This window comes from Streptomyces smaragdinus (assembly GCF_009604385.1).
Classification (GTDB): domain Bacteria; phylum Actinomycetota; class Actinomycetes; order Streptomycetales; family Streptomycetaceae; genus Streptomyces; species Streptomyces smaragdinus.
Map to the genome: position 1 here is coordinate 479,726 of NZ_WEGJ01000003.1, position 16,490 is coordinate 496,215.

A 16,490-nucleotide genomic window follows, 5' to 3' on the forward strand; every position below is an offset into this window, starting at 1 on the left:
CCGGGCTACCGGACCATCCCTTCGCGCGGTCCCCCCGGTTCGCCGCCGCGCAGCAGCGCGATGCCGAGCTGTGTCGGGGTGTGGCTGACGCTCGCTCCCGTGCGTTGGGTGGTGATCAGGCCCGACTTGCGCAGGGCCGCCGTGTGGTGGCTGATGGTGGACGGGGAGAGGATCAGCGTCCGGGCCAGGGTGGTGGTTGTGGCGCCGCCCGTTTCGACCACGACGCGGAGCAGCGCCGCCCGGGTGGCTCCCACCAGGGGGGCCAGGGACTCGTCCGGGGCCTCGGGGGCTTGGAGTCCGGTGGGGTGGCCGAGGGTGAAGCGGACGACGAAGGTCGGGGCGTGGGGGTCGGCGTAGACGATCGGGTCGTGGCCGCCGAAGAACGTGGGCATCAGGTGGATGCCCTGTCCCTCCAGCTGGACGTCGTCGTCCATGAATCCGCGGTGCAGGTGCAGTACGGGCGGGGTCCAGCGGATCGCCGGGTGCAGGGAGCTCAGCAGGGCGTCCAGGCCCTCGGTCACCAGCGTGCGGGTCAGGTCGGCGACGGCCAGCTCGAACCGGGGGCGCAGCCGCGCGCTCAGCGGGGCGACGACGGCGCCGTGATACTCCCGGACTGCCTGCGCCAGGGTGCGCAGCGCGGACGGGGAGCCCTGGGCCAGATCGTGGGCCCAGGCGGGCAGGGGGCGGGTCGCGCCCACGGCCGCCATGTCCGCCGCCAGGAGGTGGCGCGGGGTGTGCAGCATGAGGTCCAGCCCGGTCTCGAGGTCGCCGCCGGTCTCCTGGGGCACGGGGGAGATGAAGTCGGGGGACCGCCCGTGGGCGGGCACGAGGCTCAGCAGCCGGCGGGACGACTCCGGAAGCCGTAAGGGCCGGCGCTCACCGGCCTTCACGGTGCCCCTGGTCCGGATCGAACGCAGGCTGGCCTCTACGTCCCACAGCGGATCGGGCCGCTGCGCGATCGTGATCCGCCGCAGGTCCCGCTCGGTCAGATGGAGTCTGATCGCCATGTCCGGGCTCCCCGTCGTCTTCCCCGCGCCGCCACCGCCCCGGGCCCCTGTCCCGGCCCCCTCGCACCCGGCGCCAGGAGGGCCTTTCGATTCTGGTCGAAAGGAGTGTCCGCGGCCGTCCCACCCTGACACCCTGGTGTCAGCCACGACAAGTCACGGGGTGTATCGGCCGGTTCGGGGGAGCCGCCGCTCGCAGGAGCCCGGGGGACGTGACGGATCGGGGCGGGGAGTGGGGTCCCCGGCAGGGGCCGGGGACCCCCCGTTATGTCCGGGTCAGATCCGCGTCAGCAGAGCCGTCGCCGCGGTCGCCGTGTCCGGATACCGCGTCAGCAGCGCCGCGCCCCGGGGGCCCGGGTCCGTGGCCGTCCAGCCGCCGTCGCAGCCCAGCAGGGCCGCCGCCGCGTCGCAGGTCGCCGGATGGGCGGCCAGCAGGGCGACGCCCCGGGGGCCGGACGCGGCGGGGCGGGCCGCCGGGGGCAGGGGCTGCTCGCGCCACGGGGGTATCCAGCCGTCCAGCGCCGGGAGGCGGGCGGGGAAGACGCGGCCCGCCTCGCGGATGAGCAGCGGGGCCAGCTCCGAGCCGTCCGCGCGCAGGGTGGAGATCAGCGTGGGCAGCCAGGGCAGGAGCACCGGGTCCGGGAGCCTGCCGAAGGCGTTCGACACCGCCTCCACGACGAAGTCGGTGAGCCCCGGCACCGGCTCCAGCGCGTGCAGGAAGCCGCTGAGGTAGCGCGGGTAGGCCGTCAGCACCAGCGGGTTGCCCAGCAGTTCGTCGCACCGCTCCCGCAGCTCCGTACGCGACAGCGTGCCCAGATGGGTCCGCGCGGCCCACAAGAGCGCCTGTCTGGCGGGGTCCGACGGATGGGACTGGGCGACGGCGAGCTCGAGCTGGGTGCGGTCGCAGCCCAGCGACAGCGCGAGGCTCTCCATCCCGAACAGGAACCCGAGGGTCGCCGCGACCTGCCGCACGGTGGCGTCGTCGTCGGTGAACGCCATGGGCAGCAGGGTGCAGTAGTGGGCGTAGCCCTCCTTGGCGAACGACTCGATCCAGCCGGGCAGCACCGGCTCGCTCGTGCGGTAGTACGCCAGCAGCCGCCGCACCCGGCGCAGCACCTCCGGCGCGCCGTCCACGGAGCGCTCCGCCGCCAGTACGTGCAGGGCGTGGGCGCCCAGCTCGTCGGCGAGGCGGCGGCTGTTCAGATACAGCGTGGCGTCCTCGACGGCCTTCAGCACGTCCGCCGCCGTGGCCTTCGCCCCGTACGCGGCCTTGCGCAGCCGCTGCTCCAGCACCTGCTCGACGCTCACGCCCTCGTAGCCGAGCTCGATGAGCGCGCGCTGATGGGTGCCGAGCGCCAGGTCCCAGGACTCCTGGATGGGACGCTCGCCCAGGGTGCGCTCGCCCATGATGGGGCGGGCGGCGCCGTGCGGCAGCAGATGGCGCAGCATCCACAGCACGTCGGAGCAGGCGCCCAGCTCGGGCCGGCCGGCGATGTCGAGCAGCGCCCGCTTCACCCCGCGCTGCTGGAGCGGCAGGTTCAGCGGGGTCAGCCGGTCGTGCACGTCGCGGGCGAGCGGCGGCAGCGCGTCGTAGCCGACCTGGCCGATCCGGTCGCCGCCCATCATGATCTCGACGAGGCGGCGCACGTCGCGCCGGCCGGGCACCGCGTCCTTCTCGATGCAGGTGACAGCCGCGTCCTGGAAGTCGTACGGCGTGGGCTTGGCCCGGTCGCGCATGCCGGCGAGGAGGATCGACGTCTCGAACACGGCGATGGCGTCGGCGGTCGAGGCGAGATAGCCGTTGCGGCGCGCGGCGCGGACGATGTCCACCGACCAGCCGAGCAGCTCCTCCTCGTCCAGCCGGTCCAGGACCGGGGGGCGCCGCAGGAATCCGGTCAGCTTGTCCGCGGGCCCGGCGGGCACCGGCGCGGCGGCGCGCTTCTTCGCCGTGGAGGTCTTGCCCGCCTGTCCCGCCAGCCGGTACGGCTTGACCTTCGTCCGTCTGACGTTCTTCGCGAAGAGCGACGCCGCGATGGACACCGAGCCACCGGCGAGGCCGAACTGGGCCTCGATCGCCGTATGGCTGGAGGGGATCAGCCCGTGCTGCCACACGGTGGCGGTGCGGGGGGAGATCTCGAAGGTGTCGCTGCCGTGGACGCCGAACTCCTCGACGCGGCTGGCCGCGTGGAAGGCGCCGCAGACATACAGGCAGTCATCGGGGTCGGCGCCGGTGGCGGTCAGATGCTCGCGCATCCGGGTCCACATGTGCCGCTCGCGGTCCTCGTCGACCTTCAGCCGGTGTGTGTCGCCGGGGGCGAGCCGCCGGAAGAGGCTGCCGATCAGCAGCATGACCTGGCGGTACGTGTTGTAGTCGCCGTCGCTCAGGGGCAGTTCGACGTACTGGTGCCACCACTCCGACCAGTGCCGCACCTTGCCGTGGCGCAGCAGATGCTCCTCGAGCTCGGCGAAGCGCGGGCGCAGGTCGCCGATCTCCACGCCCACGGCGTCGCCGTGCAGCGCGGCCTCTTCCTCCTCGGCGGTCTCGGGCGCGTCCGGGTCCGCGGCCCTGGTGGGGCGCTCGTCCCACTGGTAGACGTGGTCGGAGGAGCGGTCGACGAGGACCAGCTCGACGCCGGGGGTGTCCAGGGCGTACGCGATCGCCTGGTACTCGGCGGACGCCTCGGTGATCGGGGCGACCACCGACAGCGGCGCCCAGTCGGCCGGGAAGCCGTCGATCTTCGAGGCGAACGCCTGCACGGCCACCGGGAGGCGGCAGTTGCGCAGCTCGGTGAGGAGCGGCGCCATGTCCTCGCACAGCTCGAGATAGACGACCTTGGGCTGCTTCTCGCGCAGCCGGCGGGCCATGGCGAGCGCGGAGGCCGGCGAGTGGTGGCAGACGGGGAAGATCTCCAGCGGCTCGCGCACCGCGCGGTCGACGTCATCGACGAGGCCGAGCAGCAGGCCCTCCAGCGCGCCCGGTCCGTCGGCGAACGCGGTGGCCGCCTCGTGCAGCTGGGTGCGCAGGGCCCGGAAGGTGCTGTCGTCGGCGGTACCGACGGCGGCTGTGCTCACGGTGGTCTCCTTCCTGGTGTCGCCGGTGCTGGTCACGGCGGGGGTGCTCAAGACAGGGTGGCGATCGCGTCGCGGCCGCCGTCGAGGAACTCGGGCCAGACGCCGCCCTTGTCCTTGCTGCGCGGCTCGACGACGCCGTGCAGATACTTGTTGAGGATGGCGAGGTCCTCGGGCGAGCGCCGGGCGAGGGAGCCGACGAGCGAGGACGCGAGGGTACGGGCGGTCAGCTCGCGGGCGCCGAAGAAGTTGCTGTGCAGGATCGCGTCCTCCAGGACGCCGATCTGCTCGGCGGTGGACAGCGCGGACTCCAGCTTCTCGTCGTCGCTGGCGGCCGATTCCGCGGAGGCCCGCAGATCGGCGAAGCTCTGCAGCAGGACGTCGAGCAGGGTCGGCGGCACGTCCAGCTCGATCTGGTGCCGGCGCAGCAGCTCCTCGGTGCGGAAGCGGACGATCTCCGCCTCGCTCTTCTTGTTCGTCACGACGGGTATGCGCACGAAGTTGAAACGCCTCTTGAGGGCGGACGACAGGTCGTTGACCCCGCGGTCGCGGCTGTTGGCCGTGGCGATGATCGAGAAGCCCGGCTTGGCGAACACGATGTTCTCGCCGCCGTCGCTGTCCAGCTCGGGCACGGAGATGTACTTCTCGGAGAGGATCGAGATCAGCGCGTCCTGGACGTCGCTGGTGGAGCGGGTGAGCTCCTCGAAGCGGCCGATGGTGCCGGTCTCCATCGCCGTCATGATCGGCGAGGGGATCATCGACTCCCGCGACTGGCCCTTGGCGATGACCATGGACACGTTCCAGGAGTACTTGATGTGGTCCTCGGTGGTGCCGGCCGTGCCCTGGACGACCTGGGTGGAGTTACGGCTGATCGCGGCGGCAAGCAGCTCGGCCAGCCAGCTCTTGCCGGTGCCCGGGTCGCCGATGAGCAGCAGTCCGCGGTCGGAGGCCAGGGTGACGATGGAGCGCTCGACGAAGCTGCGGTCGCCGAACCACTTCGGCGCGATCTCCCGGTCCAGGCCGTCGGAGCGCTCGGAGCCCAGCACGAACAGCCGGACCATCTTGGGCGACAGCCGCCAGGAGAACGGCTTGGGGTTGTCGTCGACGGACTCCAGCCAGTCGAGCTCCTCGGCGTACTTGATCTCGGCGGGGGCGCGCAGCAGATCGGACATGTAACTACCTTTCGGACAGGTTGTGGGCAGGGCTGTGCGTCGATCGGCGGTCGGACGTACGCCGGGTCAGGTGAGGAAGGACTTCAGCTCGTGCACGAGCTTGCGTATGTGGCCGGAGAGCACCGGCGTGCCGAGGTCCTTGAACCGGTCGCGGAACCACGGGTTGACGCTGCCGCGGCCGGCGCTGGTGACCGAGCCGACCGGGATGAACTTGGCGCCCGAGCGGTGGATGGCGGCCATCGACTCGTACAGCGGCTCGTTGTGCCACTCGTAGAAGTCCGAGATCCACACCACCACGGTGTTGCGCGGCTCGGCGATCTTCGGCTGGGCCAGCGCCATGGCGACCGTGCCGTCCGTGCCGCCGCCGAGGTTGGTGCGCAGCAGGGTCTCGAACGGGTCGTGCACCCAGGCCGTGAGGTCGAGCGCCTGGGTGTCGTACGCGATGAGATGGACGTCGACCTTGGGCAGCCCGGCGAAGATCGAGGCCAGGATGGTGCAGTTGACCATGGAGTCGACCATCGAGCCCGACTGGTCCACGACGACGATGAGCCGCTGCGGTGTGGTCTTGCGGGCCGTGTGCCGGTAGTAGAGGCGGTCGACGTACAGCCGCTCCTCCTCCGGGCTCCAGTTGGTGAGGTTCTTCCAGATGGTGCGGTCCAGGTCGAGGTTGCGGAACACCCGCTTGGGCGGGACCGAGCGGTCCAGCGCGCCGACCGAGGTCTTCTCGACCTGGGTGCGCAGCACCTCGGCGACCTCGTCGACGAAGCGGCGGATGAGGTCCTTGGCGTTCTTCAGGGCGACGCCGGACAGGTTGTTCTTGTCCCGCAGCAGCTGCTCGATCAGCGACATGCTGGGCGTGAGCCGCGCGGCGAGCGCCGGGTCGGCGAGCACCTCGCGCAGCCGCATCCGTTTGACGAGGTCGCCCTCGATGGCACCGAGCTCCGGACCGATCGAGGGGATCAGATTGATCGGGTCGGGCGTCCGGCCGCCGCCTCCGCTGCCGGTGGGGCTGACGCCCTGTCCGGCTCCGGCTCCCGCTCCCGGACGGCCGCCGCGCAGGTCGCCGGGGCGGCAGCCGAGCGCCCGCTCCAGCCAGCCCGCGTCGGACTGCCAGCGGGCGAGCTGCCCGGCGGTGACCGAACCGGACGCCGGGGCGTAGACGTTCAGCAGCACCTTCGACACCAGCGCCGCGCGGCGGACCTCGGCCTGCCTGTCCCGGTCGGCGTCCTCGTCGGGCAGCATCAGCCCGTCGAACTCGGCGGCCAGCTCCGGATGGCGCTGGACGACGGAGTCGACGGACGCCTGCGGGTCGAGCAGCGCGGCCGGCAGTCCGAGGTCGTCGACGACGGCCAGGCTCGCCGACTCCAGCGCGGCCTGCTCCTCGGGGTCGAAGAGCCGGGCGAGGAGCCGCCAGTACAGCACCTGCCGGCGATTGGCCTCGGGGTCGGCGACGGGGGCGCCGTCGTCGGATACGGGGGACTCGGGCGCCGTATCGGCGGCCCCGTCCCACCTGGTGTCCTCTGTTGTCGCGTCGGCGGTCATTTCCGCAGCAGCCTCCCCGCGCGCTCCCGCAGCACGCCCACGGCGGCGTCGGCGGCCTTCTCCGCCTGGACCCCGGCCTTCTCGGTGGTCCCGCCGGCCCAGCCCCCCGCGTGGATCGCGACGGCCTTCTTGCGCACGGTCGTCTCCACGGCCAGCGGCTGGACGCGGAACCTTCCGTCGTCCCAACGCAGCAACGCGATGCAGGCGCCGGACGCCGCCACCTTCTCCGGCGTGAGCGGACCGGCGGCCGGCACCCGGTCGGTGTCCACCGCGAGCGGCTGCCCGGCGACGGTGAACGTCAGCCCGCCGTCGTCCTGCTCGACGCCGTACCCCTCGAGGAACACCGGCACCGCCAGCCGGGCCGGATGCCGGTCCAGCGGGGCCGCCGGCAGGTCCGTCGCGGCCGGCAGGGCGACCCGGGCCGTGGCGAACGCCTCGGCGGGCTCGCCGGGGCGGGCGTGCTCGTCGCTCCAGAGGAGGTCGCCCTCGGCCGTCACCGGCATCCCGGTGATGTCCATGGACCGGCCCTCGCCGGCCGCCGCCAGCAGCGACATGTGCGGCCGCAGCAGCTTCCACAGCCCCGCGCCGATCACCGTGTCCGGCTTGGGCGCGGACACGCTCGCGCGCACCAGCCGCGCCGCCCCGCCGTCCGCGGGCTCGAACACCGCGTGCACCTGGGCCTGCACCGCCGTCGCGTGCTCCTGCGCGTCGACCCCCAGCGGCAGCAGCCGCCCGGTCGCCGTCCCCGCCGCGGGGGTGTCCGCCGCGCCCGGGACGGTCAGCATCATGCCGCGCGCCCACAGATCGGCCCAGCGGCGCACCGGGAAGCGCTCCGCGGTGACCCCCGGGCAGGTCGCCGCGAGCTCGGCGGCGAAGCCGTCGAGGAGCGCCGCGAGCCGGCGCAGCGCCGGGTCGGGCAGCATCGCGGAGACGACGGGCGCCGCACCGGCGACCACTTCGTGGTCGAGGCCCTGCCAGCCGCAGCGCGCCAGGTCCGCCAGCCAGGAGCGGGCGGCGACCAGCAGGTTCGCCGGCCGCTCCGGGCCGGGCCCGGCGGCCTCCGCCGGGCCCGCCGGGCGGCCGGTGGCCTCCGTGACCCGCTCGAGCAGCGCGTCGTGCACCGAGCCGAGCAGCGCCGTCCGGGCCGCGGCGAGGGCGACGAGGTCGTCCTCGGCGGCGGAGCCGGTCGAGGCCTTCTCCGCGGCGCCGGCGACCCGGTCCGCGAGCGGGGAGCCCGCCACGGCGTCCGCGAGCGCCGTCAGCCCGGCGGCCTGCGCCGCCTGGGGGCGCAGCAGACCGGCCACGAGCGCCTGGTCGAAGGCGTCCACGGCGGCCAGCGCCTCGTCGAGTCCGTCGATGTCCGCGGTGAGCAGATCTCCGCGCATCAGGCCACCGCCCTCGTCGGCGGGAACCACTGCATCTCCGGCAGCGGCAGGGTGGTCGGGGCCAGTTCGAGATAGGCCAGATGCCGCAGGAAGCGGCTGAAGACGGCCGCGGCGGCGGACTTGTCACCCAGGTCCGGCCGGGTGGCCGTCATGGCGCCGGTGATCCCCGCCGCCGTGTCGGCGTCGGTCTCGACGCGCAGATACCGCACGACGCGATCGGCGCCGTACTGCAGCACCGCCTCCGTCACCAGCGCGCGGATGTGGTTGCAGAACCCGCCGCGGGCGCCGCCGCAGGGCCGGTTGTTGTTGGTGCTGCAGGCGTACGTGAAGCTGCCCGCCGCGACGGACGACACGTAGACCCGCTCGATGTCCGATCCGCTGGACACCACTCCCTGCAGCCGTCCGTCGGCCAGCTCCACGAACGGCACCTTGGCCAGTTTGCGCGGTCGCGCGGGCGGCACCACCCGTGCCGCGCTCGCCCTCTCCCAGTCCGACAACGCGGATCTCCCCTCCACCCGAAGTGGACATGAGTCAGCAGATTTCCCGCCCGGAATCCTCCGGCGGAACACCACTGAATCTACTGGGTGGCACTGACAATCCAGCCCCGCGCGAATGCCCGCGCAGGGCCGCCGCGACGGCGAACTTGCAGGTCAGAGAGGTCGGTTACGTTAAGTCAGATGGATCACCCGGCCCCGGAGGATCCGGCGTGACAGCCCCTCAGGACGTGGACGACGCCCGCTCCCCGGCAAGCCGCCACGGACGCCGGACCGGCCCCGACACCGCCCGCCACCACGGCTCCTCCGGCAGCTTCCCCGCCGGCTCGAACGACTCCCCGGGGATGGGGAACGCCGCCGCCTGCCCCGCCCCCTCGGCCGCGTCCCGCGTCCACTCCCCCGGCTCCGCCCACGCGTGCGGCGCGAGGTTGAACGTCGCCCAGTGGATCGGCAGCAGCACCCCGCCGCGCAGATCCGCGTGCGCCCGCACGCCCTCCTCCGGCGTCATGTGGATGTCCGGCCAGTACTCCGAGTACGCCCCGATCTGCACCATCGCCGTGTCGAACGGCCCGTACTGCGCCCCGATCTCCGCGAACCCGGGAAAGTAGCCCGTGTCCCCGCTGTGGAAGACCCGGTGCCGCGGCCCGGCGGCGACCCACGAGGCCCACAGCGTCCGCTGCTTGTTACGGATCCCCCGCCCGCAGAAGTGCCGCGCCGGCGTCGCGGTGAGCGTCAGGCCCGCGACCTCCACGGACTCGTGCCAGTCGAGCTCGGCGATCCGCTCGATCGGCACCCCCCAGGCCTCCAGATGCGCCCCCACGCCCAGCGGGACGGCGAACAGCACGTCGAGGGCGGCCAGTTCACGGATGGTCGGCATGTCGAGGTGGTCGTAGTGGTCGTGCGAGATGACGACCGCGTCCAGCGGCCCCAGCTCGGCGAGCTTCACCGGCATCGGATGCAGCCGCTTCGGCCCCGCGAAGGCGAACGGCGAGCATCTCTGCCCCCACACCGGGTCGAACAGCACCCGCCGCCCGTCGATCTCCGCCAGCACCGTGGCATGCCCCAGCCACGTGATCCGCAGCCCCGACTCCGGCGGCACGGAGAGCTCCGGCCGCCGCAGGGGGATCGCCCCCACGGGCCTGCGCCCCTCCCGCGACAGCAGCGCCCGCGTCATCTCCCACCGGGAGGCCGAGCCGGGCGCGGGAGTGCTGACCGCCGGGACGGGGTTACGGAAGGCATCCGTCCGCGGGTCGTAGTTCGGCGACCGGCGAATCCGCGCCAGCCGCTCACCACTGGACTCCGCGCCGAAGGCGGCGGGACGCAACGGACTCATGGGCACTCCTTCACCTCGAGGTGTCATCCCATGAACGCCCGGTGGGACGGTCGGTGTTCCTGAGGGCGGGAGTCCGGCACGCATCGTCAAGCACTGGACGCCCGGCGGCTAGTCGCCCTTCGCGCACTCCGCGCAGGTCCCGAAGATCTCCACCGTATGCGCCACGTCCACGAACCCGTGCTCCGCCGCGATCGCGTCCGCCCAGCTCTCCACCGCCGGCCCGTCGACCTCCACGGCCCGCCCGCAGACCCGGCACACCAGATGGTGGTGATGGTCACCCGTCGAGCACCGCCGGTACACCGACTCGCCCTCGGTGGTCCGCAGCACGTCCACGTCCCCGGACTCGGCCAGGGACTGCAGCGTGCGGTAGACGGTAGTCAGCCCCACCGACTCACCGCGGTGCCGGAGCATGTCGTGCAGCTCCTGCGCACTGCGGAATTCGTCCACGTCGTCGAGCGCCGCGGCCACCGCGGCCCGCTGCCGGGTGGAGCGCCCGCGTACGGGGGGGCCTGCGGTCGTCACGCTTGCCTCCTGCTGCCGGCTGTCGCTTCCGAACGGCCATTGTGCCAGGTGTCACCCTCCTCCTTCGAGGCCCGCCCGCCCCCGCCCCCGCGCGCCGCACGTCTGGCCAGGGGCGCCGCCGCCACCGTCACCAGGGCGAACAGCGCGATGGCGATCAGCACGATGCTCGCTCCCGGCGGCACGTCGCCGTAGTACGAGAACACGGTCCCGGAGACCGTCGAGAACGCGGCGAAGACCATCGCCAGCCCCAGCGTCGCCGCGAACCCCCGGGTGGCCTGCTGCGCCGCCGCCACCGGGATCACCATCAGCGCGCTGACCAGCAGCAGCCCCACGACCCGCATCGCGACGGTGACGGTCACCGCGGCGGTGACGGCCAGCAGCAGGTTCAGCACCCGCACCGGCAGCCCGCTGACCATGGCGAACTCCTCGTCCTGGCTGATCGCGAAGAACTGCCGCCGCAGCCCCAGCATGGTCAGCAGCACGAACACCGACAGACAGCTGATCACCACCAGGTCCTCCTGGCTGACCAGGGTGATCGCGCCGAAGAGATACGTGTTCAGATTGGCGGTCGACCCGCCCGGCGCCAGGTTGATGATCATGACACCGCCTGCCATACCGCCGTAGAACAGCATGGCCAGCGCGATGTCCCCGCGCGTCTTGCCGTACGACCGGATCAGCTCCATCCCGATCGCGCCGAGGACGGCGACGAGCACCGCCATCCACACCGGGCTGGTGTTGAGCAGGAACCCCAGCGCCACACCGGTGAGCGCGACGTGCCCGATGCCGTCGCCCATGATCGCCTGGCGGCGCTGGACGAGATACACGCCGACGGCCGGCGCGGACACCCCGACGAGCAGGGCGGCCAGCAGCGCGCGCTGCATGAAGGGGGGCTGCAGGAATTCAAGGATGTTCATGTCAGAAGTCCTGTGGTCGGCGCGGGGGCGGCGTCGTGCGGGTGGCAGGTGGGGTCGTGGACGACGGCCGCCGACTCCGTACGGTCGTACACGTGCTCGACCACGCCGTCGCGCAGCAGCACGGAACGGTCGATGAGGGTCTCGAGCGGCCCCAGCTCGTGCAGGACGACGAGCGCGGACGCCCCGGCCGCGACCTGCTCGCGCAGGACGTCGGCGAGCACCTGCTGGCTGGCCAGGTCCACGCCCGCCAGCGGCTCGTCCATGATCAGCAGCTCGGGTCCGGCGGCCAGCGCCCGGGCGATGAGCACTCGCTGGTGCTGCCCCCCGGACAGCCGCGCCACGGAGTCCCGGGCCCGGTCGGCGAGCCCGACCTGCTCGATCGCCCGGTCCACGGCGGCCCGGTCCCGCCCGGTCAGCGGCCGCAGCCGGGACCGCGACAGCCGCCCGGAGGTGACGACCTCGCGCACGGTCGCCGGCACCCCGCTCGCGGCGGTGGACCGCTGCGGTACGTACCCGACGCGCCCCCAGTCGCCGAAGCGCCGCAGCGGGGTGCCGAAGAGCTCCACGGTCCCGGAGGTCAGCGGCACCTGGCCGACGAGGGAGCGGACGGCGGTGGACTTGCCGGAGCCGTTGGCGCCGAGGAGGGCGACGACCTCCCCGCGGGCGACGGTGAGGTCGATGCCGCGCAGCACGGGCCGCGTCCCCAGGGCGGCGTGGGCGTCACCGAGGCGGACGACCGGCACGTCCCCGGCGGCTGTCACTGGCTGGGACATGACGGGAGACCTCTCTGTCGTACGGTCCGCACGGGAGCTCATTTCGCGCCCAGCGCCTTCTGCAGCGCGGCGAGGTTCGCCCGCTGCACGGAGAAGTAGTCGTCGCCGCGGGAGTCGTCGGTGATGCCCTCGAGCGGGTCGAGGACGTCGGTCTTCAGCCCGAGGTCGCCGGCGAGGGTCTTGGCGGTGCGGTCGCTGACCAGCGTCTCGAAGAAGACGGTGCTGACGTCGTCGTGCCGGGCGATGTCGTGCAGGTCCTGGATGCGCCTGGCGCTGGGCTCGGACTCGGGGTCGAGGCCCTTGACGGCCTCCTGGATCAGTCCGTAGCGGTCGGCGAGGTAGCCGAAGGCGGCGTGGGTGGTGATGAAGGTGTCGGTCCCGCGGTTGCGCAGGCCCGCCTCGAACTCCTGGTCGAGCTTGTGGAGCCGGTCCACGAGATCCGCGGTGTTGGCCCTGTAGTCGGCGGCGTGGTCCGGGTCGGCCTTCTCGAGGGCGGCGCCGACCCCCTCGGCGACCTGGGCGTAGCGGACGGGGTCGATCCACAGATGCGGGTCGAGGCCGTTCTCGTCGGAGTGCTCGTGCCCCTCCTCGCCGTCCTCGTGGGCGTGGCCGTCCTCGGTGGTGCCGGTCTTCTCCAGGGTGGTGAAGGAGGTCGCCTCGACGACGTTCTCGACGCCGGACTGCTCGATGGCCTCGTCGACGGCGGGCTGCAGGCCCTTGAGGTAGACGATCATGCCGCTCTCGTAGAGCCGCGCGGTCTGCTTCGGGCTGAGCTCGAGGTCGTGCGGCTCGGTGCCGGGCTTGGTCAGCGTGGTGACCGCGACGTGGTCGCCGCCGATCTCCTCCGCCAGGAACTCCATCGGGTAGAACGACGCGCTGACCTTGAGACGTCCGTCGTCCGTCGTACCGGAGGCGGTGTCACCGCAGGCGGTGAGGCCGAGGACGGCGGCGCCGGCGAGGGCGGCCACGGGTATGAGGCGACGGATACTGTTCATGACACTCATTTTCAACATTATTGGAAACGGTTGTCAACTTCCCGTCGAGGCATGTCGAACCCTTGGCGACATTATGTCCGTAAAAGTGCGATTCAGCCGCATGGCCGGGGCGCCCCGGCAACGCCGCCACCCGATTTGAATCCCGCCCCCCACCCGCCGGTAGGCTGAGGGACCGCTCCGTACACCGTCGTAAATGAAGAGAGCACCGTGGCCGCCGACAAGATCGACACCATCGTCAGCCTGAGCAAGCGCCGTGGCTTCGTCTACCCGTGCAGCGAGATCTACGGCGGACAGCGCGCCGCCTGGGACTACGGTCCGCTGGGCGTGGAGCTGAAGGAGAACATCAAGCGCCAGTGGTGGCGCAACATGGTCACCGCGCGCGAGGACGTGGTGGGCCTGGACTCGTCGGTGATCCTCGCGACCGAGGTCTGGCAGGCCTCCGGTCATATCGCGACCTTCACCGACCCCCTCACCGAGTGCACCTCCTGCCACAAGCGTTACCGCGCGGACCACCTCGAGGAGGCGTACGAGGCCAAGCACGGCCACCTCCCGGCCAACGGCCTCGCCGACATCAACTGCCCGCACTGCGGCAACAAGGGCGCGTTCACCGAGCCCAAGCAGTTCTCCGGCCTGCTCTCCACCCACCTCGGGCCGACGCAGGACTCCGGCTCGGTCGCGTATCTGCGGCCCGAGACCGCCCAGGGCATCTTCACCAACTTCGCCCAGGTGCAGGTCTCCTCGCGGAAGAAGCCCCCGTTCGGCATCGCGCAGACGGGCAAGTCCTTCCGCAACGAGATCACGCCCGGCAACTTCATCTTCCGTACCCGCGAGTTCGAGCAGATGGAGATGGAGTTCTTCGTCAAGCCGGGCGAGGACGAGCAGTGGCACGAGTACTGGATGGCCGAGCGCTGGAACTGGTACCGCGACCTCGGCATGCGTGAAGAGAACATGCGCTGGTACGAGCACGCCAAGGAGAAGCTCTCCCACTACTCCAAGCGCACCGTCGACATCGAGTACCGCTTCAACTTCGGCGGCACCGAGTTCTCGGAGCTGGAGGGCATCGCCAACCGCACCGACTACGACCTCAAGGCGCACTCCGCCGCCTCCGGCCAGGACCTGGTGTACTTCGACCAGGAGGCCGGCGAGCGCTGGACCCCGTTCGTCATCGAGCCGGCGGCCGGCCTCAACCGCGCCATGCTGGCCTTCCTCCTCGACGCCTACATCGAGGACGAGGCGCCCAACGCCAAGGGCAAGATGGAAAAGCGCAACCTGCTCCGCCTCGACCCCCGGCTGGCCCCGGTGAAGGTCGCCGTGCTGCCGCTGTCCCGTAACACGGACCTCTCGCCCAAGGCGAAGGGCCTGGCCGCGGATCTGCGCAAGCACTGGAACATCGAGTTCGACGACGCCGGCGCCATCGGCCGCCGCTACCGCCGCCAGGACGAGATCGGCACGCCGTTCTGCGTCACCGTCGACTTCGACACCCTCGAGGACAACGCGGTGACCGTACGCGAGCGCGACACGATGAAGCAGGAGCGGGTGTCGCTGGACCAGGTGGAGTCGTACCTGGCCGGCCGGCTCATCGGCTGCTGAAGCCCGCGCAAAGGGCCGCCGCCGGGGATTCCCGGCGGCGGCCCTTTGTGCTGTCCCGGTGGATCAGCCCGCGGTCGTCTGCTCCACGATCTCGTTCGGGATCGCGCCGCCGAAGCGGCGGTCGCGCGACGCGTACTCCAGACAGGCCCGCCACAGGTCGCGGCGGTCGAAATCCGGCCACAGGATGTCCTGGAACACCATCTCCGCGTACGCCGACTGCCAGATCAGGAAGTTGGACGTACGCATCTCGCCCGACGGGCGGACGAACAGATCCACGTCCGGCATGTCCGGGTGGTACAGATAGCGCGTCAGGGTCTTCTCGTTGACCTTCGACGGGTCGAGGCGGCCCGCCGCGACATCCGCCGCCAGCGCCGCCGCGGCGTCGGCGATCTCCGCCCGGCCGCCGTAGTTGACGCACATGTAGAGCGTCAGGCCGTCGTTGCCCTTCGTCTGCTCCTCGGCGACCTGGAGCTCCTTGACGACGCTCTTCCACAGCTTGGGCATCCGCCCGGCCCAGCGGATCCGCACCCCGAGGGCGTCCAGCTCGTCGCGGCGGCGGTGGATGACGTCGCGGTTGAAGTTCATCAGGAAGCGGACCTCGTCCGGGGAGCGCTTCCAGTTCTCGGTGGAGAAGGCGTAGAGGGAGAGGTCCTTGACGCCGATCTCCAGACAGCCCTTGACCACGTCCAGGACGACGCTCTCGCCGATCTTGTGGCCCTCGGTACGGGGCAGCCCGCGCTCCTTGGCCCAGCGGCCGTTGCCGTCCATCACGATCGCCACATGTCCCGGGACCAGCTCGCCGGGGATCTTCGGCGGCCGGGCGCCGGAGGGGTGCGGGTCAGGTGCCCGGTACTCGCGCCGGGGGCGGCCCAGGATCCCTCGTCGTGCCATGTGCGTAACTCTCCGATCCCTCACGTGTCCCTCTGGACGGCGGCGTCACTTCTCCACGTACCGCAGCGAGCGCAGTCCACGCTCCAGATGCCAGTGCAGGTACGCCGCCACCAGACCGCTGCCCTCCCGTACGTGCCGGGACTCCGCGGTGTCCGCGGCGGCCCAGTCACCGGTGAGCAGCGCGCCGAGCAGGGCGACGGCCTCCGGAGAGGGTACGACGCTACCCGGCACCCGGCAGTCACCGCACACCACTCCCCCGGCGGCGACCGAGAAGAATCGGTTCGGGCCGGATATGCCGCACTTGGCGCAGTCGGCGAACGACGCGGCGTAGCCGTTGACGGCCAGCGACCGCAGCAGGAACGCGTCCAGCACCAGCCCCGGCGCGTGCTCCCCGGCGGCCAGCGTGCGCAGGGCGCCGACGACCAGGAGGTACTGCTGGACGGCCGGCTCGCCCTCGTGGTCGGTGAAGCGCTCGGCGGTCTCCAGGATCGCGGTGCCGGCGGTGTAGCGGGTGTAGTCGGCGACGACGGCGCTGCCGTACGGGGCGATGGTCTCCGTCTGCGTGCACATGGGCAGACCCCGGCCGATCAGCTCGGCGCCGCGGGCGAAGAGCTGGACGTCCACGTGGGAGAAGGGCTCGAGGCGGGCGCCGAACTTCGACTTCGTCCGGCGCACGCCGCGGGCCACGGCGCGGACGCGGCCGTGGTTGCGGGTGAGGAGGGTGATGATCCGGTCCGCCTCGCCCAGTTTCTGCGTACGGAGGACGACTGCGTCGTCGCGGAACAGGGTCATGGGGGTGATTCTCC

The 16,490-nt window shown here is 72.0% G+C and carries 14 protein-coding genes; 1 reads left to right on the forward strand and 13 read right to left on the reverse strand.

Annotated features, from left to right (window positions below; all coding sequences use genetic code 11):
• Positions 1-5: 5 nt before the first annotated feature.
• The 11 genes from SRB5_RS08340 to SRB5_RS08390 form a co-directional block, all read right to left on the reverse strand.
• Positions 6-1,007, reverse strand: coding sequence for a helix-turn-helix domain-containing protein (locus SRB5_RS08340; protein ID WP_153450774.1), 1,002 nt, complete (start codon positions 1,005-1,007; stop codon positions 6-8).
• Positions 1,008-1,280: 273 nt separating this feature from the next.
• The gene (locus SRB5_RS08345) at positions 1,281-4,076 is read right to left on the reverse strand and encodes a DUF5682 family protein (RefSeq protein ID WP_323377268.1); all 2,796 of its coding nucleotides are present in this window, start codon (positions 4,074-4,076) and stop codon (positions 1,281-1,283) included.
• Between the two features lie 47 nt (positions 4,077-4,123).
• Positions 4,124-5,245, reverse strand: a complete 1,122-nt coding sequence (locus tag SRB5_RS08350) for an ATP-binding protein (protein ID WP_153450775.1) — start codon at positions 5,243-5,245, stop codon at positions 4,124-4,126.
• Between the two features lie 66 nt (positions 5,246-5,311).
• Positions 5,312-6,787 (reverse strand): VWA domain-containing protein, encoded by a 1,476-nt coding sequence (locus tag SRB5_RS08355; protein WP_153450776.1) that lies wholly within the window; start codon positions 6,785-6,787, stop codon positions 5,312-5,314.
• On the reverse strand, positions 6,784-8,202 hold the full coding sequence (locus tag SRB5_RS08360; RefSeq protein WP_323377270.1) for a hypothetical protein: 1,419 nt from the start codon (positions 8,200-8,202) through the stop codon (positions 6,784-6,786). The genes SRB5_RS08355 and SRB5_RS08360 overlap by 4 nt, the downstream gene beginning before the upstream one ends.
• Positions 8,172-8,669, reverse strand: a complete 498-nt coding sequence (locus tag SRB5_RS08365) for a hypothetical protein (RefSeq protein WP_153450778.1) — start codon at positions 8,667-8,669, stop codon at positions 8,172-8,174. The genes SRB5_RS08360 and SRB5_RS08365 overlap by 31 nt, the downstream gene beginning before the upstream one ends.
• Before the next feature lie 220 nt (positions 8,670-8,889).
• The gene (locus SRB5_RS08370) at positions 8,890-9,999 is read right to left on the reverse strand and encodes an MBL fold metallo-hydrolase (protein WP_228389871.1); all 1,110 of its coding nucleotides are present in this window, start codon (positions 9,997-9,999) and stop codon (positions 8,890-8,892) included.
• A 108-nt stretch (positions 10,000-10,107) separates the two neighbouring features.
• Positions 10,108-10,521 (reverse strand): Fur family transcriptional regulator, encoded by a 414-nt coding sequence (locus SRB5_RS08375; RefSeq protein WP_323377271.1) that lies wholly within the window; start codon positions 10,519-10,521, stop codon positions 10,108-10,110.
• Complete coding sequence (locus SRB5_RS08380; RefSeq protein WP_153450780.1) at positions 10,518-11,435, reverse strand: metal ABC transporter permease; 918 nt, start codon at positions 11,433-11,435, stop codon at positions 10,518-10,520. Before SRB5_RS08380 ends, SRB5_RS08375 begins: the two co-directional genes overlap by 4 nt.
• A complete protein-coding gene (locus SRB5_RS08385) occupies positions 11,432-12,208 on the reverse strand; it encodes a metal ABC transporter ATP-binding protein (protein WP_153450781.1) in 777 nt (258 codons plus the stop codon). The genes SRB5_RS08380 and SRB5_RS08385 overlap by 4 nt, the downstream gene beginning before the upstream one ends.
• Positions 12,209-12,246: 38 nt before the next feature.
• On the reverse strand, positions 12,247-13,212 hold the full coding sequence (locus SRB5_RS08390) for a metal ABC transporter substrate-binding protein (protein WP_407703888.1): 966 nt from the start codon (positions 13,210-13,212) through the stop codon (positions 12,247-12,249).
• 198 nt (positions 13,213-13,410) lie between these two features.
• Here SRB5_RS08390 and SRB5_RS08395 point away from each other — a divergent pair, with 198 nt between their 5' ends.
• Positions 13,411-14,793: a glycine--tRNA ligase gene (locus SRB5_RS08395; RefSeq protein ID WP_323377272.1), complete on the forward strand. Its 1,383-nt coding sequence runs from the start codon at positions 13,411-13,413 to the stop codon at positions 14,791-14,793.
• Between the two features lie 63 nt (positions 14,794-14,856).
• Here the strand turns inward: SRB5_RS08395 and SRB5_RS08400 are convergent, their stop codons facing one another.
• Together SRB5_RS08400 and recO are read right to left on the reverse strand one after the other, a co-directional pair.
• Complete coding sequence (locus tag SRB5_RS08400; protein WP_153450783.1) at positions 14,857-15,684, reverse strand: isoprenyl transferase; 828 nt, start codon at positions 15,682-15,684, stop codon at positions 14,857-14,859.
• 45 nt (positions 15,685-15,729) lie between these two features.
• Positions 15,730-16,476: a DNA repair protein RecO gene (gene recO, locus SRB5_RS08405; RefSeq protein WP_153450784.1), complete on the reverse strand. Its 747-nt coding sequence runs from the start codon at positions 16,474-16,476 to the stop codon at positions 15,730-15,732.
• Positions 16,477-16,490: the final 14 nt, after the last annotated feature.

Excerpts from the sequence above, each read along its gene's own strand:
- SRB5_RS08340 (WP_153450774.1), bottom strand. The coding sequence starts at position 1,007 with ATGGCGATCAGACTCCATCTGACCGAGCGGGACCTGCGGCGGATCACG.
- SRB5_RS08350 (WP_153450775.1), bottom strand. The coding sequence starts at position 5,245 with ATGTCCGATCTGCTGCGCGCCCCCGCCGAGATCAAGTACGCCGAGGAG.
- SRB5_RS08355 (WP_153450776.1), bottom strand. The coding sequence starts at position 6,787 with ATGACCGCCGACGCGACAACAGAGGACACCAGGTGGGACGGGGCCGCC.
- SRB5_RS08370 (WP_228389871.1), bottom strand. The coding sequence starts at position 9,999 with ATGAGTCCGTTGCGTCCCGCCGCCTTCGGCGCGGAGTCCAGTGGTGAG.
- SRB5_RS08380 (WP_153450780.1), bottom strand. The coding sequence starts at position 11,435 with ATGAACATCCTTGAATTCCTGCAGCCCCCCTTCATGCAGCGCGCGCTG.
- SRB5_RS08385 (WP_153450781.1), bottom strand. The coding sequence starts at position 12,208 with ATGTCCCAGCCAGTGACAGCCGCCGGGGACGTGCCGGTCGTCCGCCTC.
- SRB5_RS08390 (WP_407703888.1), bottom strand. The coding sequence starts at position 13,212 with ATGAGTGTCATGAACAGTATCCGTCGCCTCATACCCGTGGCCGCCCTC.
- SRB5_RS08400 (WP_153450783.1), bottom strand. The coding sequence starts at position 15,684 with ATGGCACGACGAGGGATCCTGGGCCGCCCCCGGCGCGAGTACCGGGCA.
- recO (WP_153450784.1), bottom strand. The coding sequence starts at position 16,476 with ATGACCCTGTTCCGCGACGACGCAGTCGTCCTCCGTACGCAGAAACTG.